The organism is Caldifarcimen microaerophilum, from assembly GCF_055387105.1.
Genome location: NZ_AP038914.1, coordinates 108,644 through 123,740, shown reverse-complemented (window position 1 = coordinate 123,740; position 15,097 = coordinate 108,644). Strand labels below are relative to the sequence as shown.

Here is a 15,097-nt window from a genome sequence, read left to right as displayed (position 1 = left end):
GAATACACAGGAGGATAGAGGGAGATGGTTAGCCTGCTCCTCTTCCTCACCGCAGGGGGGTCTCCTTTCGTGGTGCGGGATGCCTGGACTGGTCGGGTGGTTTCCGCCTCCGTCCGGTCTGTGACCTCGGCTTCCGGAACTCGCTATACGGTCCATGCGCCGGGCTACCGGAGCCTGTCTTTCACGCTGGATACCCGGAAGGAAGCGCCTCCCCACGTGACGGTCTGGCTGGAACCCCTCACACCCCCGCCGTTTCCCGAAATGGTGGAGGGTATGCTCACCGTTCGGGGCTATGTCACCGACCCCGATGGAAAGCCCCTCAAAGGCGTCTGGGTGAACGACCGGATCCGGACGAATGAAGACGGGAGCTTTGTTCTCTCCCTTCCGGCGGGCGTTGCGGATCACCACACCCTGCCACGTCAAACCCTCCGGTTCTCCCTCACGGGATACCGCACGCTGATCCGGGAGGTGCTGGCGGTGGAAGGAGCCATGATCCTGAAGGTAACCCTTCAGCCGGGCGAGGGTGTGGACACGGTGCAAGAACTCCACGGTCAGGGAACGGGGGATTTCCCACCTCCTGAAGACCGCTCGGCTCTCCAGACCGACCTGCTGATTCCGCCGCAGGTGATCCGGGTGGGAACGAACTGTTCGGGGCGTTCCTGTTCGTCCGTTCAGATTATGCCGCTGGAAACTTATGTCCGGAGCGGGCTGGATGAGGAGTGGATTGCCTCCTGGCCGACTCATTCCCTGCGGGCGGGAAGCGTGGCGTACCGCACATACGGCGCCTGGTACACCGCCCATCCCATCTCAGGCACCTACGACATCTGCAACAACACCTACTGCCAGGTGTGGGACGGAAGCGACGTGTATGCCTCCGTGGTGGACGCGGTGAAACACACAACAGGCGTCCTGCTTTCCAACAACGGGGCCTATGCATATTCGGAATACTCTGCCGAGAACAACGACTGCGGATGTGGAGACGGTTATGCCGGGACGGGTTCGTCCTGGCCCTGCATTCCGGATGGGGTGGATGCAGGCCACGCCTGTTTCGGTCACGGTCGGGGGATGTGCCAGTGGGGAACGTCCCGCTGGGCATCGCAGGGGAAAGCCTGGACCTGGATGGCAGACCACTATTACGAACCCGGTGGATATGTCCTGGCGTCCCCGGTGGGGATTGTGTCGGTGGATGCCTGGCCGGACACCCTGGAGCCGGGCGATACCCTGACCCTGATGGTTTCCGTGATCTCCTATGCGGGCGACACCCTTCCCCACGGCATGGTGGGGGCGTCTCTCCACTGGACGGTGTGGGTGGATGACCCCCCTCGGGACCTTCCCGTAACGTACATCCCCGGGAGTCAGACCTTCAGCCGGTTGTTTGTCCTTCCGGACACCCTTTCGGAGGGGAGCTGGCAGGTGTATGCGGGTCTGTGGCTGGATGTGGATGAAAACGGAGCCATCAACACAAGCGGCGGGGACCTCTCCCTTGCTCTCCAGCCCGGACCCACCGTCACCGTACTCCGGCGAACGGACGTGGCCGAAGGACCTTCGCGGAGAAGCGGCCTTGTGGTCCGGGTGATGCCCCGGGGCCTTCGTCTCGTGTCGTCGTCCCGGACGGTGGTGGAAGTCTTTCGCTCCGACGGCCGGAGGGTGGGACGGAGACAACTTGCACCGGGGAAAGTGGAGGTGTGGTTGCTGGAACCCGGAGTGTATGTGCTCCGGTCCGGGAAGGACGTGCGCAGAATCGTGGTACCCTGAAATCCCCACCCCCTGCGATTCCTCCAGGAATCACGGGGGGGCCCGGAGAACACCCCAAGTGATTTCTTTAGAAATCGCCTGGGGGCCCCGGAGAACACCCGCCTGATTGTAAAAGGGATAGCAGGGGGACCCCGGCACCCCGTTTGATACAACAATCATGGCATAGAAAAGCACCGGGGTGCTCCCGCGGTCTCGTCTATAGGGGCCAAAGCCCCGATCGTTCTCCCTCCCCGACCCGTCCCACCAGGAGAGGGGAGAAGCCGCCCCATCCAGTTTCCTCTGGAAACTGGATGGGGACCCCGAAAGATCAACCCATGCGTTCCCGGGAGGAATGCATGGGGATCCCGTAAGTTCCGGCACAATCTTCCATGTTGGGATCCCCACGCGAGGAAGGTTGAGTCAAGATTCTGGCCGCGGTAGGGGAGTCATGGCGTATCCCTTCGATACACAAAATCACAAAATATTGTGCACGACCTGCAGGAAGATTGAACGGATGTACGGAAGCCCAGAAGTCGGGAAGTCGGCAATGGAGAGACGGTTCCTGGGACATCCGCCAGGGGGAGGAGAAAGGGGATCGGTTCCGATGAGGCGGGGACGGAATTTCAGAGATCTTTGGGGTCTGGGTTTTCAGGAGGTCGATGGGAATTCCGCAGGAATTCCCATCGAAATAAAAGGGGGCGCCGAAGGCGCCCCCGGTTTTGCATCGGGAGGGGCGAAGCCCCTCCCGTCATCGTCACTTCACCACCACGGTCTTGGCCTGGAAGGTCCGGTCACCCGCTTTCACCTTCCAGAAATAGAGCCCGGCCCGCGGCGCGTTGAAGCGCAGTTCGTGGACACCCGCCGAGAGTCTGCCGCTGAACACCTGCGCCACCCGCCGGCCCGTGGCGTCAAACACCTCGGCCTTCACGTCGGCTGCAGCCGGAAGGGCCAGCGTCGCCACCGCCATGCCGCGGGAAATCCCACGAGGTGCGAAGGAAATCACGGCGGGTGCCGGCGTCTCGTTCACGTCCACCTGCCAGGGCATGCCCAGAGCCACCACCTGGATGATGTTGTCCGGATCCTGAACGGTTTGAACCAGGAGGGCTTGATAGTGGGTGAGATCCTCCCACAGGTCAAAGTCGGCCACCGAATTCGCGGTGTAGGAGGCGAGCATGGTGGAAAGGGTGGAATCCCAGACCTGAACGGCGTCCTGGTTCCAGCCGCCCAGGAACACCAGGTTCACGCCGTGCGCGTAATAGGCCACACCGCGATAGGAAGAGGCATCGGGGTTGGGAAGCTGCGCCACCACCGTGCCGTTTGCAAGGTCCAGTTTCCAGATGTTGGCCATGTTTTGCCAGGTGGGATCCGCCACCCCCACGGCCCAGAAGTAACCGCCCACCGTCTGCCCGTTCTCATAGGTGCGGGGGAAATAGTCCATGCCGGCGATGTAGCCCTGACCCGTGAGGGCCATGAGATCCACCGTGTCCAGGACGGAACCGGTGAAGTCGTATTTGACGCCGTACAGATACTGGACGTTGCTGGATGCATCCTGCCCAATCTGGGTGAGCCAGAGGGTGGTGTCGGTGGGGTCAAAGGCGATGCCCCAGGGGATGTCGCCGCCAGGGGCTCCAAAATTGTTGGTGTTGAACAGGAGCGTGAGGGAGCCGGTCACGGGATCAAGTTCATACACGCCGGGGGTGTTCATGCTCACAACATAGAACTTCTGGTTGTCCTCCCGATAGGTGATCCCCGCCAGGTCATAGGTGGGGAGGGTGGTAAAGGTGTAGGAAGCCAGGACGGTGCCCATGGGCGCGATCTGGGTGGAGAAGGTGAAGGTGGCGGTGTCGTTGGTGGCGTCGTCGTCCGCGGTGAGGTTCACCGCCTGAACGAGATAGGTGGTGTTCTCCGCCGGCGGCTGGAAGGGCGAGGTGGTCAGACTGGTCGTGGTCTGAGGATCCAGTGTGGCCACTGTCAGGGTTTCCACAAACACCGGGGTGTTTGTGGCCTGATCAATGAAGGAAACCTCCACGTCCACCGGGGAAAGGGCATTGGCGCCCACGTTGGCCACGTCCACCTGGAAAACATAGGAGAACAGGGGGTCGCCATAAGCCGGCCCGGAAACGGCCGTCACCGCCGCGTCATTGGCATTCACCACCACAGCCGTGTGGGACAGCATATCGTTGTTGGGGTTGTCGTCCGCAAGATCCGTCCAGGCGGTGAGGACCAGGGTGTCGCCCAGGTTGGCCGTGTAGGTGGGGAAGATCACCGTGTCCACCGTCCCGCTGTGGCGATAGGCCAGGGCGGTGGAGTCCTCAAAGAGGATGTTCCCCTGGGTGTCCTCAATCCGGAGATGGACCTGATAGGACTGCTGGGTGATCCCGTAGTTTTTAACCACCACGGTGGGATCGAAAGAGGGCGGTGCCACGCCCGCTGCACCGGGGTCCAGGCTCACCACCCCCACGTCCGTGGTGGGCGGGATGATTTCATACAGCATCACGTTGTCCACGCCCACCGCCCAGTACCAACCATCATCCAGGTCCTTATACACAAAGGCCACCTGGATGCTCTCGGCGGGCAGGAAGGCGGAAATGTCCAGGTCCTCGCTGAGGCTCATGTCTGCGCCGCCATAAGAAGCCACCTCCGTCCAGTTCCCCCAGGCCGTCCCGTCGTGGGTCCGGACATACACCACCGTGGACTCATTCACCGAATCAATGATGCGAAATCCGAAGTCATAGGATAGCCCCAGAAGCCCGTTGAACCCGGAAAGGCTCACGGCGGGGGAGATCAGCCATTCTTCCCCTGCACCGGCCCCCGACCCTGCATCGTCGTCCGAGTAATAGGCGTAGCACGTGCCATAGTTGGGCGGTGTCCAGGAGGAGAGGTCGCTGGTGGTGCCCACGGTCCAGGTGAACCCGTCGCTGTTGCCGTCCTGGGTGGTCCAGCCGGCGGGCAGGTTGCAGGCCTCAAAGTCTTCGGAGAGGAACACGGTGGAGGTGAGGGTGCCCAGGGCGATGTCGTCAATCCCCCAGCCCCAGCCCCAGGTGCCGGCCGAATCCACGAACACGAAGGAGAGTTTGATGCTGTCGGCAAGGGCATACTGAGAAAGATCCACGATCTCCTGGGCGATGCGGTCGCTTCCCGTATGGATCCACACCGTGTCCCAGTTCCCCCAGACGCCATAAACCTTAGGCTGGACCGCCAGCGCCGCATATTCGCCGCCGCCCTGGTTGTAGATCTGGAAGTTGGAGTAGAAGGAAAGGAGGACGGTGTCACCGTTCTGGAACATGGTGAAGTCAATGGGCTTGGTCGTGATGGCCTCCACACCGGGCCCCGCGCCACTCCCCGCTGCATCGTCATCATACACCGCGCCGGGCGGATTCACAAAGCTGGTTGGGGCACCCGGTACGGTGGAGGATGTGTCCCAGGCCACACCGTCACCATTCCCGTCCAGGATGCTCTCCCAGAGACCGGTGGGGGAGGTGTCAATCCCGTTGTCGAAGGTCTCCAGGACCTGGGTGGGAGTGAAGCCCAGGACCCGCGCCCCTCGCCAGGGGATCACGCCGTTTTTGTATTGCACGCTCGGAGCGCCCTTGCGGACCGTTTCCTTCTTCGCCGCGTGCACGTCCCGCGGACGCTCCGGTGCCCGCAGGCCTTCACCGGCCTGAAGGGCTGGGGCTCCCAGGACGAGAGCCAGGGTTGCACCTGTCCACCATCGCATCATCCAACCTCCTGTTTTTGGGAAAAACCCCGGTCCGAATGGACCTGTGTGTGGCGATGCCGGGTTGTGGGGAAGAGAGAAGCAGGATAAACGCCCATCCGCCCCAGAGACATGGAGAAGAACCCCGCCGCCTGATCCCGCATCCTGCTGACCTCCTGCTTCAGTTGTTCAATTATAACCCAATCCGGGTTGACGGTCAACTTGACAGGTTCTCTCCGGATTTGTATCCTTCACACCCGCAGAAGATGTGAAAAAGGGGGAGGGTTGTGCACCGGATTTTGACCGTGATTCCACCCCCGGCGGACTGGGATGAGACCCGCATCCGCCGGAAAGCCTTTGAGATCGCCAGTGTGGCCCGCATGGCCGGGGTCCGCACCATCAGTCTGCCGGAAATTGTGGAGGAGAAAACCCGGGGACCCCGGGTGGTGCCGTTCCGGGAAAAGGTGGACAACGTGGATTTTGCCCTGATCCTCCGGGGCTTCCTCCCCGACGTCCGGTTCCTCATCAACAAGGTGACCGTTCTCCTCCCCCCCGATGAATTCCAGCGATGGGCCACGGCCACCGCCCGTCACTTTCCCCACCTTGTCCTGGTGGGGGGCGAATCTCGCACCATTTCCTATCCCGGACCGTCCCCCATTGAAGCCATGCGTCTCCTCCCCCGGGGTGCGGAAGCCTTCGGGATCACCATCTTCCACCGGAGGGGTGAACCTCAGCGTCTCCTCCGAAAAACCCGCGCCGGGATGAAGGGCTTTCTCTCGCAAATCGTGTACGATTTAAGCCATTTCGTTCCGGTCCTGGAAGCCTATCTTGAGCTTGCCGAACACGAGGGTCTCCCACCCGCCCGCATCTACGTGAGCGTGGCACCCATCTCCAGACCCAAAGATCTCGAGTTTCTTCACTGGCTGGGGGTGGTGATTCCTCCACCCCTCCTGGAAACGCTCGAAAAACACCCCGATACCATGGAGCGGATCAGTCTGGAGGCCATTGAACGTCTCGTGGAGGAGCTAAAACCCTACGCCCCCTATGTGGGGATCAACATGGAGCACGTGATGTACAACAACCTGGCCCTTGCGGCCTATACCTTGCACCGGATTCAGGAGGTGATTGGATGGACACCTTCGTCTGTCTCACGGGACTCTATCCCCGAAGCGAATCCCTGATTCAGGCCACCCGGGATCACGACCGCGGGCGGATCGACACCCCCACCCTGGAACGGGCGTTCCAGGAGGATGGTGAAGCCCTCAAGGCCCTGCAGAAAACCTCGGGATGGGTGAGCGACGGTCTTCTCGCGTGGCAGGATCTGGTCCGGCCCTTTGGCGAGCTCGGGGGAGCCCGGATCGGCGCCCTCACCCGGTATTTTGAAACCAACACCTTCTTCCGGAAACTGCACTTTCCGGACCAACTGCCCGATGAGGTTCCGGATGCCTGGCTGGACCGGTATTTCCGTTTTGGCAACCACGCCATCCTCCCGAGCCCCCTGACCCTTTCCCGCATGAGCAATCTCAACCTGGATCGTGCGGGAGCCCTTCTCGGCAGGGTGCTGGAAGGGCTCCAAAATCGGGGGATCCGGCACATCACCTGGATGGAGGGGTTTGCCCCCTACACCGGAGATCCCGATGCCCTTCATCTCCAGCGTACCGTGTTTGAACATCTCCGGAAACAGGGAGAAGGCCTGACCTTTGTGCTTCATCTTTATTTTGGCTCCGCCGTACCCCTGGCGGATGCGCTCGCAGGATTTCCCGTGGACGGGGTGGGCGTGGACCTCACCCACACGGATCTCCGGGCCTTTCGCCTTCCCGAAGGCATGGGGCTGGTGCTGGGGGTGGTGGACACCACCAATTCCCTCATGGAAACCCCGGAGGTGGTTCAGGAGGTGGTGGAGATCGCCCTCTCCATGAACCCCGCTTTCCTGGGGTTTTCCGGTTCGGCGGACTTCCATTTCCTTCCGCGGGAGGTGGCGGACCGGAAAGTGAGGTTTCTTCAGGAACTCAGGGAGCGTTACGCATGAAAAAGCCTCTTCTTGCCCACGAAATTGGATCGCTGGCCAAGCCCAACTGGCGGGTCAAGGCCCTGCGAGGGCGTCCCCTCTCGGATCGTGACCTGGAGGAAGCCCGGATCTGGCTGGAACGCCTGGATCTCCTCCCGGATGGTGAAGCCCTTCTGGAGGTTCTTTCCCGGCGGGAAGGTTTTTCTCCGGAAGAGAAAAAAGCCCTGGTGGCCTGGTCCTCCCGGATGGCCGTGCGGCTTCTGGAGAAGGCGGGACTGGATGTCGTGTATGACGGGGAGCAGCACCGGGTGGAGATGTACGAATACCCCATTCGCCGGATCCGGGGGTTCCGGTTTCTGGGGCACGTGAAAAGTTTTGACAACAAATATTATCGCAAAGCCGCGGTGGTGGAACGCCCCTCCCTTCCCGAACCCTATCACCTTGAGGAATACCGCACCATCGCGTCCTTCGCCACCCGGCCGGTGAAAATTCCGGTCACGGGTGTCTATACCCTGGTGGACTGGTCCTTTGACGAATTCTATCTCCGGGACGTTCCCCTTGGAACCGCAGCGGGACTTCATGCTCGCAAAGATGCCCGGCGGGCGTTCCTCATGGACATGGCCCGGGAGATCCTGTATCCCAACCTGAAAGCCCTGGCCGAAGCCGGCGCCCGGTTTCTCCAGATCGACGAACCGGCGGCCACCACCCACCCGGACGAAATTCCCATCTTTGTGGAAGTCACCCGGGAGAGCGTGGGAGACCTGGCCGATCAGGTGTTTTTTGGCATGCACATCTGCTTCTCGGATTATTCCACTCTGTTCCCTCACATCCGGGATCTGGAAGGGGTCATCCACGAAATGCACTTTGAATATGCCAACCGGGACAGCCGGGAACCCGGCGTGTCTCCTGAAAAACGCCCCGGCTACGTGGACACCCTGAACCTTCTCAAGGACACCCGGTTCGTGGTGGGGCTGGGGGTACTGGACGTCCACTCGGACTTCATCGAACCTCCCGAACTCGTCCGGGATCGAATTCTGTTCGCCCTGGATGTGATCGGGGAGCCGGAACGGGTGTATGTGGCTCCGGATTGTGGCCTCAGGACCCGGTCCTGGGAGGTGGCCTTTGCCAAGCTCCGGAATATGGTGGAGGGCATCGAACTCGCGAAACAGGCTGCGGGACTCTGAGATGCCCCCCTTCCGGGTTCTGGTGCTGGATCTGGACGGAACCCTCCTCACCCGGAACAAGGTGATCCCGGACGCCGTTCGGGATGCCGTCCACGCCTTCCGGTTCATGGGGGGGCACGTCCTGGTGGCCACCGCCCGGAGGGTGGGAACCGCTCTGCCCTATGTTCGGGAACTCCGGGCGGACCTCCCCTTCGTGGCCGAAAACGGGGCCCGCATCGTTCACCCCGACGGAAGGGTGGACGAGACCCATCCCCTTCCCCGCAGATTCTGGGAAGCATTTCTCGCCCGGAAGATCCCCTTTGTGGCCACGATCCATGACGAAAACTATGTCTATACCGCGCCAGATTGGGACTGGAGGGACTTCCGGGGTTATCCCGGAACCCATGAGGTTCGGGACCCCCGGGATCTCCTGGAACTTCCCCTTCCCACCCGGCTTGTGGTCCCTCAGGGGGTGGATCTTCCCCGGGAGAGTGTTCACATCTTTGTCCAGCCGGACGGGACCCTTCACATCGCGCCGGAAGACGTGAGCAAACGGGAAGGGGTGCTCCGGGTGCTCAGGTGGTACGGGTTTTCTCCCCGTCAGTGTCTTTTTATGGGCGACGGTGGGGTGGACCTTCCCCTTTTTCTGGAAATCCCCTGGAGCGCGGCGCCTCGCGACGGCCTGCCTCATCTTCACCACTACGCGCGCTGGGAGATGCCTTCACCGGATCGGGCTGGAGCGGCCCTGCTCCTTCGAACCCTGGGGGTGGCATGGAGATCGCCCTGAGAGACACCCGCACGGAGATGATCCGGTTTGTGTTCCCCCGGTTCGCCAATCCGGCGGGGAACCTGTATGGGGGCTGGATGATGTACTGGATTGTGGAGGCGGGGATGCTGGCCGCGGCGCGGGTGGCGGAAGGCTCGGTGGTCCTTGCCTCCCTTGAGAGTCTGGATTTTGAGGAGCCGGTGCAGGTGGGCGATGTGCTGCGGTTCCGGGCGTATGTGGAATATGTGGGGCACTCCAGCATGGAGGTGGCGGTGTTTTCGGAGGTGCGCCACCCTGGAGAGGAACGGGGGAAACTGGCCACGCAGGCCTATCTTTCCTTTGTCGCCATCGATGAAGAGGGACGCCCCCGCCCGGTCCCCAACCGGGTCACACCCCTGGACCCCTATGAGGAGGAAATCCAGAAACGTGCCCTTCAAAGGAGGGAAGCCCGCAAACCCCGAATTGCCCGCCGGCACGAACTGGCCCGGGAGGTCACCCTCCTTCCCAATCTCCGGCGAACCCTTCACCACGTGAAGCTCGTTATGCCGGACGACACGGTCTTTGGGGATGTAATGTTTGCGGGGCGGTTGTTCCTGGAGCTTGATCAGAGCGCGGCCATTCTGGCCCTGCGCACAGCCGGAGGACCGGTGGTCACGGCATCGCTGGATGCGGTGGATTTTTATGCCCCCGCCCGGGTGGGCAACGCCCTGGATCTCCGCCTCCACGTGAATTACGTGGGCCGAACAAGCATGGAAATCGGCGCGAAGATCCTGGCCGAAGATTTCCGTGTCCGGGAACTCCGTCACGTGGCCACCGCCTTTCTCACCTTCGTCCATCTGGGGCCGGATCGCCGCCCGGCGCCCATTGAGGGGGATTTCACCCCTCAAACGCCGGAAGAAAAGAGACTCTGGCAGGAAGCCCTGGAGCGCAGAAACATCCGTCTTGCCCGAAGGAAGGGACATGGAGCGTCTCAGGAAAGAACTTCAGAGAATTGACGGCCGGGGATACGGCGCATACAAAGATCTGCAGGGAAAAACCTTCCGGTTTCCCTTTTTCACGCTCACCGTCGAACGTGTCCAGAGTGACCCCTACGCACCTCCTTCCTGGGTCCGGGTTGTTCTTCCTCGTGAGGTGATGGGTCTTCCTCCTCACACCTACGGAAACCCCATTCGGACCGTGGCCCTTCGGGATTTTCTGGTGCGAACCTTTCACCGCCTCGCGAGCCGGGATTGGTCCATCCGGATTGATCCACCGGGGCAGGAAATCCTGGAACGGGCGGCCTGTCAGGTGAAGGATGGAGAGGTGGTGCTGCGCTTTTTTGTCCAGCTTCCCGCCCGGGGCCGGAGGATTCTCGGACGGGAAGCCGAGCGGATCTTCCTTGAGCGAATTCCGGCCATCCTTGACCAGATGCGCTATGCACGGCTTCCTCAGCACGACCTTGAGAAGCATCTGAATGTGGCGGAAGATGCCTCCTGGCTGCGCGATCACCTCCGGGAACGTGGTCGGGTGGCCTTTGTGGCGGACGGAAGCATTCTGCCCCGTGAAAGCGGCGTGAGTGACCGGCCTCTTCGGAAAGGCGCCATTCCTTTTGAGAGTCCCCCGGATCTCCGGATCACGGTGGACCTTCCCCATCACGGACCGATCACGGGCATGGGGATTCCGGAAGGGGTGACCCTCATCGTGGGGGGAGGATTTCACGGCAAATCCACCCTGTTGCGGGCGCTGGAACGAGGCGTGTACAATCATATCCCCGGGGACGGGCGAGAGTTCGTGGTCACCCGGCAAACGGCGGTGAAGGTGCGGGCAGAGGATGGCCGGAGCATCACGGGCGTGGACATCTCCCCCTTTATCCAGAATCTTCCTCTGGGACTGGATACCACCTGTTTCTCCACGGCCAACGCAAGCGGTTCCACCTCTCAGGCCGCATGCATCATGGAAGCCCTGGAAGCCGGTGCGGAAGTGTTGCTGGTGGATGAAGACACGTCGGCCACGAACTTCATGATCCGGGATGCCCGGATGCAGGCGCTCATTGCCCGCCACGCCGAACCCATCATCCCCTTCGTGGACCGGGTGCGCCAGCTTTATCGGGATCGGGGGGTGTCCACGATTCTGGTGATGGGGGGAAGCGGGGACTATCTGGATGTTGCGGACACCGTGATCGCCATGGAGGCCTTTCGCCCCAAACACGTCACCGAAGAAGCCCGGAAGGTGGTGCAGGCCTTTCCCACCCTTCGCCAACCCGAGGGAGGTGAGCATTTTCCGCCCGTTCGGGAGCGCGTACTTCTTCCCGGAATGGATTTCTCCCGGGGACGGCGGGAGGTGTATGTGAAAAGCCGGGGCCTTCGGGTGATGCACCTGGGGGAGGAGACGGTGGAACTGGACGCGGTGGAGCAGATCGTGGAGGACGGGCAGGTCAAGGCCATGGCCCATGCAGTCGTGTATTTCTTCCGGCATTACGTGGACGGCCAGACCCCGCTTCCCGAATTGCTCAGGAACTTTCAGCGGGAACTTCGGGAGCGGGGGATGACCTTTCTGAATCGTGCCCCCGACCTGGTGGAATTCCGGATTCAGGATTTTGCCGCGGCCCTTTCCCGGATTCGGGGGCTATCCGTCCGGTGCCGGTGACAGAACGGCAAGAAGATCCTCCGGCAGGCGAATCAGGCGCCCCTCCCGGTTCATGGCCGCAAGCTTCGTCCACCCCTCCACAAGCAGAATCTTGTCCCGGAAGATCCGGTAGGTGAGGGTGAAGGCGTGGCGGTGGATGTCGGCGACCTGGACGTGGATGGCGAGGAGATCTTCCAGGCGGGCGGGACGACGATAGCGCACCCGGAGTTCCACCACCGGAAGGAGAACACCCCGTTCTTCCAGTTCCCGGTAGGGCAGACCGGCTTCCCGCAGATAGGCCAGACGGGCCTCCTCAAAATACACCACATACACCGAATGGTGCACCACGCCCATCTGGTCGGTATCCACATAACCCACCCGGCGGGTATAGACAAAGGGTCTTGATTCAGAAGGCGATGTCATCGAAGGTGTCATGGTCCAGAGGCGGAAGGTCCGAAGGAAGGCCCACGGCTTCGGTGGAGGGGGCGAACAGGGTGTATTCCTTCAGGAAGGTGAGATCCACACTGGCAAGGGGGCCGTTCCGGTTTTTGGCAATAATGACTTCGGCTTTGCCTTCCAGGGCAGGATCCGGGCTATAGACCTCCGGGCGATACAGGAAAAGCACCAGGTCCGCGTCCTGCTCAATGGCCCCGGACTCCCGGAGATCCGCCAGGCGGGGGCGTTTGTCTTCCCGGTGCTCCACAGCGCGGGAGAGCTGGGAGAGGGCCACCACCGGGAGGTTCAGGTCTTTGGCCAGGAGCTTGAGGGACCGGGAGATTTCGGAGACTTCCTGCACCCGGTTGCCTTCCCGCCTGCGGGCATCCCCGGCGGTGAGGAGCTGCAGGTAGTCCACGAAGATGATTTTGGCGCCCTTGTCGTAGGCCCGGCGCGCCCGGGCCCGGAGATCCATCACCGAGAGACTGGAGGAATCGTCAATATAGATGGGAGCCTGAACCAGGCGCTCTAAGGCGTCGGTGAGCCGGGCCGCCACATCCCGAACTTCCAGCCTCCGGAGTTTGTGGAGGCTCACCCGGGCTTCCATGGCCAGCAGGCGCATGGCGAGCTGCTCGGCAGGCATTTCCAGGCTGAAGATGGCGGTGGGGATCTCCTTTTCCACAGAGAGATACCGCATGATGGAGAGGACGAAACTGGTTTTTCCCATGCCGGGCCGGGAGGCCACAATGATCAGGTCGCCGTTGTGGAAGCCGGCCGTGTAGCGGTCCAGATCCGGAAAGCCCGAGGGAAGACCGGTCGTGCCTTCCTGGGTGGGGAGTTCCTGGGTGAAGAGGGTGGTGAGTTCTTCCTTGAGGTCCCGGATGGTTTTGAACACTTCCCCGATCTGGCGACCCCGGATCTCCATGAACCGCTGTTCCACCTTTTCGAGAAGTTCTTCGGCGGGTTCCGCTTCTTCCAGCGCTTCCTGTGCAGTCTGCCAGGCTTTCTCAATCAGTTCCCGATAGACGGCCTTTTCCCGGACGATCTGGGCGTGTTTTTCAAGGAGCGCCGGAGACAGAACGTTGGTCACCAGGTCCTGGAGATAAGCGAGCCCTCCCACCTCGTCCAGCTCTCCCCGGCGTTCCAGTTCATCCTTGACCATGAGATAGTCCACGGGGGTTTTGTTCCGCCCGTGATACAGGTCAAAGATTACCTGAAAAATCTTCTGGTGGGCCGGGGCATAGAAGTCTTCCGGGCGCAGGAGTTCAAGGCCCAGGTGCAGAGCCTTTTCGGAAAGGAGCATGGCCCCCAGGACTTCCCGTTCCGCCTCCAGGTCGTGAGGCGGCGTGTGGCCCCGGAGGACCTCCTCCAGCGGTTTGGCCGTTCGGTCACTCATGGGTGAATCCCTGACTTCTGAGTTTGTCACGGACAAACGTCCTGACCCGTTCAGCCAGTTCAATGGCTTTCTGCGTTTCCTCCAGATTGGGTGTATAAAAGTCTTCACCGTATCGAATGGTGGTGGCATAGCGCGTTAACGCATCGACTTCCCATGACATGAGTTGGCCAAATTCGGGGTCAATCTTTGAGCATAAGTGGATCAGGATGCTCAGACGGTGCGTTCGAGGATACTCCTGGTTGTGAAAAATCAGGAACGCCTTCAGATATTTTTCTGCACATTGTTGCATGTGAAAACAGACCATATCGGTTGCAGGATCGGGAAAGGACATCTCGTCCTTACCTATCTTCAAGTCGTGGTCGGCTTTTTGTATCCACTTTTTCACGGTCTTTTCGTTCATAGGGGTTTGCCTTCTTTCAGGACATAGTAAACAAGACGACCCGGATCGTTCTTGTGTGTGCGAACCGCGTTTTCGGATTGAACGAAAACATCGGCAAAAATATTTACCTGCGCAAGTCGCCAGGCAATACGTGATGCCAGGTCTTCGCGTTCGTGAAAAGGAGCGTCACGATCAACCACAACGAAAAAATCCCAGTCACTGTCCGCACGTGCTTCTCCACGGGCGCGACTGCCAAAAAGAAGAATACGCCGAACCCGAAATCCCATTCGTTCGGCTTCCTCCATGATCATTTCCTTCGCGCGTGAGATGGTTTTTTTCATGGAACGTTAGTCCTGTTTCTGAAACGTTTCAAGATAGGTCTGGACCGTAGCGATGAACGTATACGCATCGTTCAATGTCTTTTGAGCTTCATAAGCCCGTGATACGCAGGAATCATCATCACCCAGTGAAAAAGCCGCTTCGGCTGTTTTCATAAACTTTTCTGCTTTTGTGATCAGGTCCGTAATTTCTCTCATATGGGGATGCCTTCCTCCTTTACATTGAGAAGAAAAGGAGAACGATACGTCCTGAAGAAACTTTCCGGGAGCACGATCACCGAAACGAGCTCTCCTGTCTCAAGAAGCAGATCAAAAAGAAAATCGCTCACGCTGCTGCGCACTTCCTCTGGTTTCAGGGTATCGTCCACCACGACCAGGAGGTCCACATCGGAGTCTTCGGTGGCGGTTCCCCGTGCGTGGGAACCGTAGAGAATCACCTCCCGGATCCCTTCCCCGAACCGGTCTTCCAGGTGCATTCGCACGCGCCGGGCCAGGGCTCGAATGCGCTCGTCCATGAGATGACCCCAGGTGGATTCCTTGTTGCTCGTTCCGGGAAAAGTATACGGTCTCTTCATCG

Annotated in this window: 14 protein-coding genes; 7 read left to right on the top strand and 7 right to left on the bottom strand. The window is 60.7% G+C overall.

Features of this window, described 5'->3' with window-relative positions; all coding sequences use genetic code 11:
• The first annotated feature begins 24 nt into the window (after positions 1–24).
• A complete protein-coding gene (locus AC6HU3_RS00580) occupies positions 25–1,755 on the top strand; it encodes a carboxypeptidase-like regulatory domain-containing protein (protein ID WP_497473868.1) in 1,731 nt (576 codons plus the stop codon).
• A 733-nt stretch (positions 1,756–2,488) separates the two neighbouring features.
• On the opposite strand, the gene AC6HU3_RS00575 is transcribed toward AC6HU3_RS00580, so the two are convergent.
• On the bottom strand, positions 2,489–5,455 hold the full coding sequence (locus AC6HU3_RS00575; protein ID WP_497473867.1) for a choice-of-anchor J domain-containing protein: 2,967 nt from the start codon (positions 5,453–5,455) through the stop codon (positions 2,489–2,491).
• 263 nt (positions 5,456–5,718) lie between these two features.
• Here AC6HU3_RS00575 and AC6HU3_RS00570 point away from each other — a divergent pair, with 263 nt between their 5' ends.
• The 6 genes from AC6HU3_RS00570 to AC6HU3_RS00545 are packed head-to-tail and all read left to right on the top strand — an operon-like array spanning position 5,719 to position 11,993.
• Positions 5,719–6,612: a hypothetical protein gene (locus AC6HU3_RS00570; RefSeq protein ID WP_497473866.1), complete on the top strand. Its 894-nt coding sequence runs from the start codon at positions 5,719–5,721 to the stop codon at positions 6,610–6,612.
• Positions 6,561–7,460 (top strand): hypothetical protein, encoded by a 900-nt coding sequence (locus tag AC6HU3_RS00565; protein WP_497473865.1) that lies wholly within the window; start codon positions 6,561–6,563, stop codon positions 7,458–7,460. The genes AC6HU3_RS00570 and AC6HU3_RS00565 overlap by 52 nt, the downstream gene beginning before the upstream one ends.
• On the top strand, positions 7,457–8,623 hold the full coding sequence (locus AC6HU3_RS00560; RefSeq protein ID WP_497473864.1) for a uroporphyrinogen decarboxylase/cobalamine-independent methonine synthase family protein: 1,167 nt from the start codon (positions 7,457–7,459) through the stop codon (positions 8,621–8,623). Before AC6HU3_RS00565 ends, AC6HU3_RS00560 begins: the two co-directional genes overlap by 4 nt.
• Position 8,624: 1 nt before the next feature.
• Positions 8,625–9,389 carry an HAD family hydrolase gene (locus tag AC6HU3_RS00555; protein WP_497473863.1) on the top strand — a complete coding sequence of 255 codons (765 nt, stop codon included), beginning with the start codon at positions 8,625–8,627 and terminating at the stop codon, positions 9,387–9,389.
• On the top strand, positions 9,374–10,363 hold the full coding sequence (locus AC6HU3_RS00550) for an acyl-CoA thioesterase (RefSeq protein WP_497473862.1): 990 nt from the start codon (positions 9,374–9,376) through the stop codon (positions 10,361–10,363). The genes AC6HU3_RS00555 and AC6HU3_RS00550 overlap by 16 nt, the downstream gene beginning before the upstream one ends.
• Positions 10,329–11,993: an ABC-ATPase domain-containing protein gene (locus AC6HU3_RS00545; RefSeq protein WP_497473861.1), complete on the top strand. Its 1,665-nt coding sequence runs from the start codon at positions 10,329–10,331 to the stop codon at positions 11,991–11,993. Before AC6HU3_RS00550 ends, AC6HU3_RS00545 begins: the two co-directional genes overlap by 35 nt.
• Here AC6HU3_RS00545 and AC6HU3_RS00540 read toward each other — a convergent pair.
• The 6 genes from AC6HU3_RS00540 to AC6HU3_RS00515 are packed head-to-tail and all read right to left on the bottom strand — an operon-like array spanning position 11,973 to position 15,095.
• Positions 11,973–12,407 carry an acyl-CoA thioesterase gene (locus AC6HU3_RS00540; RefSeq protein ID WP_497473860.1) on the bottom strand — a complete coding sequence of 145 codons (435 nt, stop codon included), beginning with the start codon at positions 12,405–12,407 and terminating at the stop codon, positions 11,973–11,975. The genes AC6HU3_RS00545 and AC6HU3_RS00540 overlap by 21 nt on opposite strands.
• On the bottom strand, positions 12,379–13,803 hold the full coding sequence (gene dnaB / locus AC6HU3_RS00535; RefSeq protein ID WP_497473859.1) for a replicative DNA helicase: 1,425 nt from the start codon (positions 13,801–13,803) through the stop codon (positions 12,379–12,381). The genes AC6HU3_RS00540 and dnaB overlap by 29 nt, the downstream gene beginning before the upstream one ends.
• Entirely contained in the window at positions 13,796–14,203 is a 408-nt protein-coding gene (locus AC6HU3_RS00530) for a HEPN domain-containing protein (protein WP_497473858.1), read from the bottom strand. Before AC6HU3_RS00530 ends, dnaB begins: the two co-directional genes overlap by 8 nt.
• Positions 14,200–14,523, bottom strand: a complete 324-nt coding sequence (locus AC6HU3_RS00525) for a nucleotidyltransferase domain-containing protein (protein ID WP_497473857.1) — start codon at positions 14,521–14,523, stop codon at positions 14,200–14,202. Before AC6HU3_RS00525 ends, AC6HU3_RS00530 begins: the two co-directional genes overlap by 4 nt.
• A gap of 6 nt (positions 14,524–14,529) precedes the next feature.
• Entirely contained in the window at positions 14,530–14,718 is a 189-nt protein-coding gene (locus tag AC6HU3_RS00520; RefSeq protein ID WP_497473856.1) for a hypothetical protein, read from the bottom strand.
• Positions 14,715–15,095, bottom strand: a complete 381-nt coding sequence (locus AC6HU3_RS00515) for a nucleotidyltransferase domain-containing protein (RefSeq protein WP_497473855.1) — start codon at positions 15,093–15,095, stop codon at positions 14,715–14,717. Before AC6HU3_RS00515 ends, AC6HU3_RS00520 begins: the two co-directional genes overlap by 4 nt.
• Positions 15,096–15,097 lie beyond the last annotated feature (2 nt).